The following is a 7,569-nucleotide window of genomic DNA, read 5'->3' as shown; positions in this document are numbered from 1 at the left end:
ATTCAGCAGTAATTTCAATGATAACGAGTGGTTCGGAATTTAGGCCAAATGTAAATGAAGATGGGTCAGGACAAAATGGTCAGTTTCGTATAGAAATGACACAACCAAAAGGTTTTGACGTAGCATTCAATGTTACCATTAATTTGTCAACCAGTACAGCAACCGGACCAGGGGCTGGCACAGATTACAATTTAACAGGTGCAATTAATGCTTCAGGAACGCAAATAACCTATACGGCGGGTGAAGAAACAATCAATAGAAATGTTAATGTAGTCGCATTAAACGATTTAATAGCTGAGGGAGATGAAACGGTTACAATGACATTAGTAAGTTCTAGTAACCCATTATTTACGATTGGGCCCAATAACACCGCTACAGTAACAATTATCGATGACGATTGTACGGCAGGTGCTACTGCTCCCCCGAGAAATACGGCAACTTCCGATTTTTGTGATAGAACAACCAATTTAAATTTAAACACACTAATAACTGGTGGTGCAGGTAGTGCTCCAACGGGTTCTGCTTTACGATGGAGTACAGTACAAAATCCTACAGCAGCCAATCAATTAATAACTGGTTCATCAATTACTCCAAATGATGCAGGTACTTATTATGCTGTTTATTGGGATAATACAAATGTTTGTGCTAGTCCATCAACGGGTATTGCAGTTACTTTTAATGATTCGCCAAATTCCGGTACGCCGGTTGCTAGCTTAACAAGATGTAGCGATAACGCCTTTGGTGGGAGTACAATAGATTTAGATAATGCTATAACTGGGCAAGATGCCGGTGGAGTTTGGTCTTTTGTGTCAGGACCTGCGAATGTTACCTTTAATGGGAATAATGTAGTAAATTTTAATAATGACCCTGTTGGTACATATGTATATAGATATACCCTAACAGGAGGAGGTGCTTGCGCTAATGCAACGGTAGATGCAACTATTGTGGTGGAAGATTGTGATCCTTGTGCAGGTGTAAGTCAACCTACCCTAAATAACGCAACACCAACAAAATTTTGTGATGATGTAACTGTGAGTCTGAACGATTTTATCTCTGGGTCTCTAGTAGATTTAAGATGGAGTCCTAATCCTGATACTTCAGTTGAAACTGCACATTTGAATGCTACTCAGATTTCCAATCCAAATGCAGGTACGTATTATGCATTTTACTGGAATGCTGCTGATAATTGTCCGGGTCCTTCATTAACGGTTTCTATTCAGGAAAATGATACTCCGGTTATAACTGATCCAACAGACCAAACACGTTGTGGTGCAGGACCGGTTACATTTACAACTACTGTAACCAGTGGAACGCCTACTATTAATTGGTATACTTCAGCTACGAGTTCTACGATACTAGATAGTGGAGCAAGTTTTACAGTTAATGTTACACAATCACGCTCCTACTGGGTAGAGGCGACTGAAAACGATTGTAAAACTACACCACGTATAGAAGTAAAAGCTACGGTTATATCACAACCTTCCGCAGGTACAGCAACGGATGCTTCTTCATGTAACGATGCAACTTTCGGCATTACCACATTAGATTTGGATGGACAACTTACTGGCGCTGATGCAGGACAATGGACAGTTACTGGTCAACCTGGTGGAGGTACTGTTGCAAATGGTATTAGTCAAATTGATTTTGCAGGACAACCTGAAGGAACTTATGTATTTACTTATACAACCACAGGTGCTGTAGCTCCATGTACTAGTGAGACTTCAGAAGTTACGGTTTCGGTAAGTAGTTGCGATACCGATGATGATGGAGATGGTTTGTTTGGTGGTACGGAATCTATATTGGGTACGGATCCAAATAATGCAGATACCGATGAGGATGGAATTGATGATGGTGTTGAAGTTGGCGATGATATTGAAAATCCATTAGATAGTGATGAAGATGGAATAATTGATGCTCTTGATTCTAATATTGCTGATACGGATAACGATGGTGTCGTTGACCAATTAGATCCTGCCAATACGAATCCATGTTTGCCAAATCGATTTAATGGATTTTGTGATACTGATGGTGATGGAATTTCAGATTTAGACGAGCAGAATGATGGTTCTGACCCTGATGATGCTTGTAGTCCTAATCCTGATCATGAGAATTGTAGTCCAATTGATTTAGAGGTGCTTAAAACAGTCGATAATGAATTTGCCGTGATAGGAGACACTATTACATTTACAGTTACTGTAAATAACCTTGATGCAGATAGAACGGCTCGGTCTATTATTATTGAGGATTTAATAGAGTTAGGCTTTGAATACGTTTCGCATACCGAATCTACTGGTACATACGACCTCACCACTTCCGAATGGGATATTGTAGAATTAGAGGCATCGTCTAGTGCTACATTGTCTATAGAGGTTTTAATTTTAGAAGGTGGCCCATATACCAATACAGCAACCTTATTGTCTTCTTTACCCGAAGACGACACATTAGCGAATAATGAAGCGACAGTTCAGGTAAATATAGATTTACCAGAGGGTATTGATTTGTTACTAGAGAAGACTGCTTTAAGTGAAAATCCATTAGTTAATGATATAGTAGTTTTTACGATTAAAATCACAAACCAATCAGCCAACGGGGATACTATTACTAATATTCAAGTTGAAGATATAATTCCAAGTAGTATGGATAGTCCGTTTACGAATCTGTCATATGAAGCGCCAGGATCGGAATATGACCCAATTAAGGGTATTTGGTCTATTGAATCATTAGCGAGAGGGGAGTCCATTGAATTGACGCTGTCTGTAAATGTACCATTGGAAGGTACGTTTACAAATACGGCAAGAATTTTGCGTTCAACACCAACTGATGCAAATCCTGATAACAATGAAGTAACAGTTATTGTAAATGTCAGTTTGCCCACTCCAGCTGAGGTTGGATTCTTGTTTAATCAATTTTCGCCGAATGCCGATGGAACTAATGATTTTCTTGAAATAAATTTAGTAGATTCAGAGACGAATCAAATAAAAGACATAATCTACAATGTTCAAATTTTCAATCGCTATGGAAATATGGTTTTTGAAGGTAATAATATGACAACCGCGGAGGTTTGGGATGGTTCCTGGAAAGGCAAAGAATCTCCAGATGGCACCTATTTCTACGCGATGAATGTTGATTTAGGTGATGGTAATGGATCACAAACCAAAAAGGGCTGGATACAGCTCATAAGATGATACGATACGAATGACTTATAGCAAAAAGCGAGAGTTTATATATAGATGTATTTTTTTGGCAATGGTGATGGCAATTGGTGCTGTACGAAACGCCCATGGGCAAAAAGAACCCCAGTATACCCAGTATATGTATAATATTGGTAGTTTCAACCCCGCTTATGTGGGTACAACTGAAACCCCAGAACTTTCAGGCTTATACCGAGCACAGTGGTTGGATATTCCGGGTGCACCAAGAACCATGCGTTTTGGTGTAAATTTTCCACTTTCTAATGAGAAAATGGGTGTTGGTTTTAATGTTATTAGCGACCAATTAGGTCCTGCAACACAAACCTATGTAGAAGCAGCCTATTCCTATCAAATCAATGTTACGGAAAGTGCTAAATTATCTTTTGGTATGGATGTTGGTGGGTCTTTTTTAGGGGTGGACTTTGCGAAAGGGTCTTTTAAAAACCCCGGAGAACCTATCCTAGATCGCGAAAACATTAGTAAGTTTTATCCAACTATTGGAGCTGGTTTGTTCTTATACGAAGATGATATTTGGTATTTTGGAGCTTCAATTCCTAATTTTTTAACCGATGGTTTGTATAATGATGATGTTGCTACCATAATTGAAGATAAGGTTCAGTTTAACATCATTGGTGGTTATGTTTTTGATTTATCAGAGTCACTCAAATTTAAACCGGCAGTACTTGCTAATATAATTGGAGGTGCTCCTATAAATTTGAATTTATCAGGTAATTTTCTAATTAATGATCGCTTTACTTTGGGTGCTTCGTACCGATTAGATAATGCAGTTAGTGGGTTGGCCGGTTTTCAAATAAGTAGCAGTTTGTTTATGGGCTACTCGTACGACTATAACACTAATTCGTTAGGGGAATTTAATAGTGGATCGCACGAAGTAATTTTGAAATTTTATCTAGGAAAAGGTTCAGGTGGAAGCGGGACGAGTAAAGATCCAAAATTAAAAGGTAAACCAAAACAAATTGATACACCAAGGTTCTTCTAAATAGTAATATAATATGAACAAATTAGGCGTCTTTTTAGTTGTATCATTGATCTCATTCTTTTCTTTTGGGCAAGAAGAGAAGATGTCAAGAGGTGATGCTTATTTCTATAGTTATGATTATGAGGCAGCAATTCGTGCTTATAAAAAGCAAATGGCCGATGGCGATTTGATTAATAATAAGCAGCTTTTAAATTTAGCTGATGCTTATTTCCGCACGTCAGATTATATGAATGCTTCCAAAATATATTTAGACATTAATAAGAACGATACCATAATGTCTAATTATCGTTTCAATAACATGCTGCAAAGTATGGCAAAGACTTCTGAGCGTGAAAGAGTACGAGCATTTTTAGAAACAAAACGAGGGTCTTTTACGAGCGAATGGATAGAGAATGCTGACTTTAATTATGAACTAATAGATTCTAATTTAGGTGATGGTGCTGGTTTTTTTGTTTTTAATTTAGATGGTAATAGTCCTCAAGCTGATTTTTCACCAACATTTTTTAAAGACAAACTATTATTTAGCTCAAGTAGAGGTTCGAAGTCAAAAAAGGTCTACGGACCTTCAGGAGAATCTTATTTGGATATTTTTGTTTCACGCATTTCAAAAAATGGAAATATATCTAGTCCGAATAGATATGAAGGAATGCCGGAAACCAAATATCATAAATCAACACCTTATTACTCTGAAGACTTAAAGCGAATTTTTTATGTGTTGTCGAATGCAGAAGGTGATGATCTTTCTTTTGACGACAAAGGTAAAAACTCCTTGGCAATTGGTATGATATACGAAAATGGTTTTTTTAGGTATTTACTTAAAGATTTGAGTACGTCTTTTTACTATCCATTTTATGACGTTGAATCGGAGAAGCTTTATTTTTCTGCTAATTTTGATGACGGCTTTGGCGGTACAGATATTTACGTTGTGAATACTAATAATGGACAAATAATGTCGGAGCCGATTAACTTAGGGCCACGCATTAATTCTCCTGGTAATGAGATTGCACCCTACATTTTTGATGGGAGTATTTATTTTTCTTCTGATATTTTCTATGGTTTAGGCGGAATGGATATATATAAGTCCAATATAAATACGGACAATACATATGGTGTTCCAGTAAATTTAGGAGCAGGTATAAATTCTAGTTCTGATGATTTTGGTTTTATCATTAAAGAAAATGGTGATGAAGGTCTAATGGGCTATTTTGCTTCTAATAAACCGGGAGGAAAAGGAAAAGATGATCTATATGGATTTAAGGTTTCTGGTGCTCCAGGATTGAAAACCTTATCATATCATGGACGGGTTGTACGGGCTAAGAACGATGACTTTATTGGAAATGCTTCTATAAGTTTATTAGATGAAAATGGGAAGTTGATAAAGGAGGTAAAAACCAAAGAAAACGGTACCTATCAATTAGAAGTACCATGGCGTGCCAATACTTCTTTAAAAATTCATAAAGAGAATTATGGTACTTATTATAAAAAGTTTGGTAAGGCTGAAATGGATGCCTTAGGTAAAGAACCATTAAATGTGAAGCTAGCTTATATAGATGATGTTCTTGGTAAAAAAGAAGAAAAGACAATTGTTAAATTGAAAGACTTCTTTTTTGCTAAAGGAAAAAGTTTAGTAACATCAGACGTAGCTGTAGAGTTAGATAAGGTTGTTGAAGCATCCAAGTATTTTCCTAATATGAAGTTTCGTATTGAAACGCACACAGATAGCAGAGGAAGCACTAGTGCAAATAAAAAGCTTTCGCAAAGTAGAGCAGATGCAATTAGGGGTTATTTAACAGCAAATGGAGTGCCTACAGGAAATATTGTAAGTGCAACTGGTTATGGAGAGTCGCAATTAGTTAATAATTGTAAAAATGGAGTTTACTGTCTCGATTTCTTACATCAACAAAATGATCGAACACTTATAGTAGTTGCTAATTTAGATGCCATATCTGAATAGGCTCATGATTCTTTATCTTACGGACTTATTCAAAAGCAGGTAATTCTACAACATAGGTGTCTACTGATTTTCCGTCTTCGTCTCCACTCCAATCGGATCCAAAGATTACACGAGTGCCTGTAGGACTGATTACCGCATGTGGTTCCCCCCAATAATCAAATTCGTCTTCATCTGCGCGATGATGTCCGATTCTATAAACTTGTATATTACCTTTTTCAACTCGTGCTATTACAAGCTCTTGGTCCAATAAAGATTGACCATCTTGGTCGTATCCCATCATTGAAGCAGCTACCCATCCAGGATTTTTATGTGATACCGCAGATATATGAGTGCCACTTAAGGGGTAAGGATATCCTTGACTTTCACTAATAACGGGAAAACATTCTCCGATTGCAATATCATGTGCAATAATATTGCCTAAGCAGCCTCCTTGCGGACCTTCTGAAAAAGCAATGGCATAATGTGCATCGCCACCCCCGACTAATTTACCCAGACAAGAGTGTTCAATGCCTGATTCATTTAAAGCCTTTTCAGGGCCTCCAGTAGTATTATAGATTTGTGTACCATGATAGAATCCGTTTCCACTAGGTAATGGCATAGGAGCCGTGTACTCCACATCATTTAGGTTAAAAGATATTAGTTCATTCGTGGATATCCGATATGCAAAAGCGCTAGTATTATCGCAGCGGAATCCAATGATGTCTGAATTCCATGACATCATCTGCACATCATTTCCAGAGCCAATATTGCCACTACAGTCTGAGATTTCGGCCAAATTAACTAGTACATCCTTCGATTTGGAACTTACACTATATTTTATAAGATCACTACTTTGTCGGTCAATATAGAAAAAGATGTCTGGGTTGTTGAAATCCCAAAAAATCTGCTCTAAATCATCTGGAGAAATATCATCTAAGTTTCGAATAAAGGTATAGTCCATTCCATTGAGTAGTTGGTGGACTCCGTTTCCTTGATCATACAATATCATGTAAGTTTCATCAGAATTCCAAGCTTGTATGGTGCTATACATTGGTTTAATAACTTGGCCATTTGCTGCGTTGGATATGCGCCTTATAGTCGTGCCAAAAGAGGGGTCGATAATGGTCTGCAAATAACCTGGTTTTGCAACATCTTGCATTGGATGATTTTCTAGGTCATTAGCAGGTAAGCCAGCGCTAATGTCAATAGTTTCAATTGGCTCTTCTTTAGTTTCATCTTCATTTTCCGCTTCATTTTTAGCATCGGTTTCTTCATTATCAGCATCGGATTCTACTTGTTCTTGTTCTTCAGGAGGGGTTGTAATTGTATCATCTTCAGAACAATTTAAGAAGAAAAATAATACTAAAGCCAGTGTAAACATTTGGGATATTTTCAAAGCAAATTAATTTTGGGGTTCTTAATAGTTACGAAACAGAAGAACTAAA

The 7,569-nt window shown here is 37.3% G+C and carries 4 protein-coding genes; 3 read left to right on the top strand and 1 reads right to left on the bottom strand.

Annotation, left to right across the window (positions count from 1 at the left end):
* The 3 genes from ABJF52_RS12025 to ABJF52_RS12015 all read left to right on the top strand — a co-directional run.
* Nucleotides 1–3,185: gliding motility-associated C-terminal domain-containing protein (locus tag ABJF52_RS12025; RefSeq protein ID WP_348150421.1), on the top strand; the 3,185-nt coding region annotated here is incomplete at its 5' end.
* Nucleotides 3,186–3,195: 10 nt separating this feature from the next.
* A complete protein-coding gene (locus tag ABJF52_RS12020) occupies nt 3,196–4,191 on the top strand; it encodes a type IX secretion system membrane protein PorP/SprF (RefSeq protein ID WP_348150419.1) in 996 nt (331 codons plus the stop codon).
* Nucleotides 4,192–4,204: 13 nt separating this feature from the next.
* Nucleotides 4,205–6,145, top strand: coding sequence for an OmpA family protein (locus tag ABJF52_RS12015; RefSeq protein ID WP_348150416.1), 1,941 nt, complete (start codon nt 4,205–4,207; stop codon nt 6,143–6,145).
* Nucleotides 6,146–6,170: 25 nt separating this feature from the next.
* On the opposite strand, the gene ABJF52_RS12010 is transcribed toward ABJF52_RS12015, so the two are convergent.
* Complete coding sequence (locus ABJF52_RS12010; protein ID WP_348150414.1) at nt 6,171–7,520, bottom strand: hypothetical protein; 1,350 nt, start codon at nt 7,518–7,520, stop codon at nt 6,171–6,173.
* Nucleotides 7,521–7,569: the final 49 nt, after the last annotated feature.

The organism is Aurantibacter sp. (assembly GCF_039941195.1).
Lineage (GTDB): Bacteria > Bacteroidota > Bacteroidia > Flavobacteriales > Flavobacteriaceae > Aurantibacter_A.
This window is presented reverse-complemented; position numbering and strand designations above follow the sequence as displayed.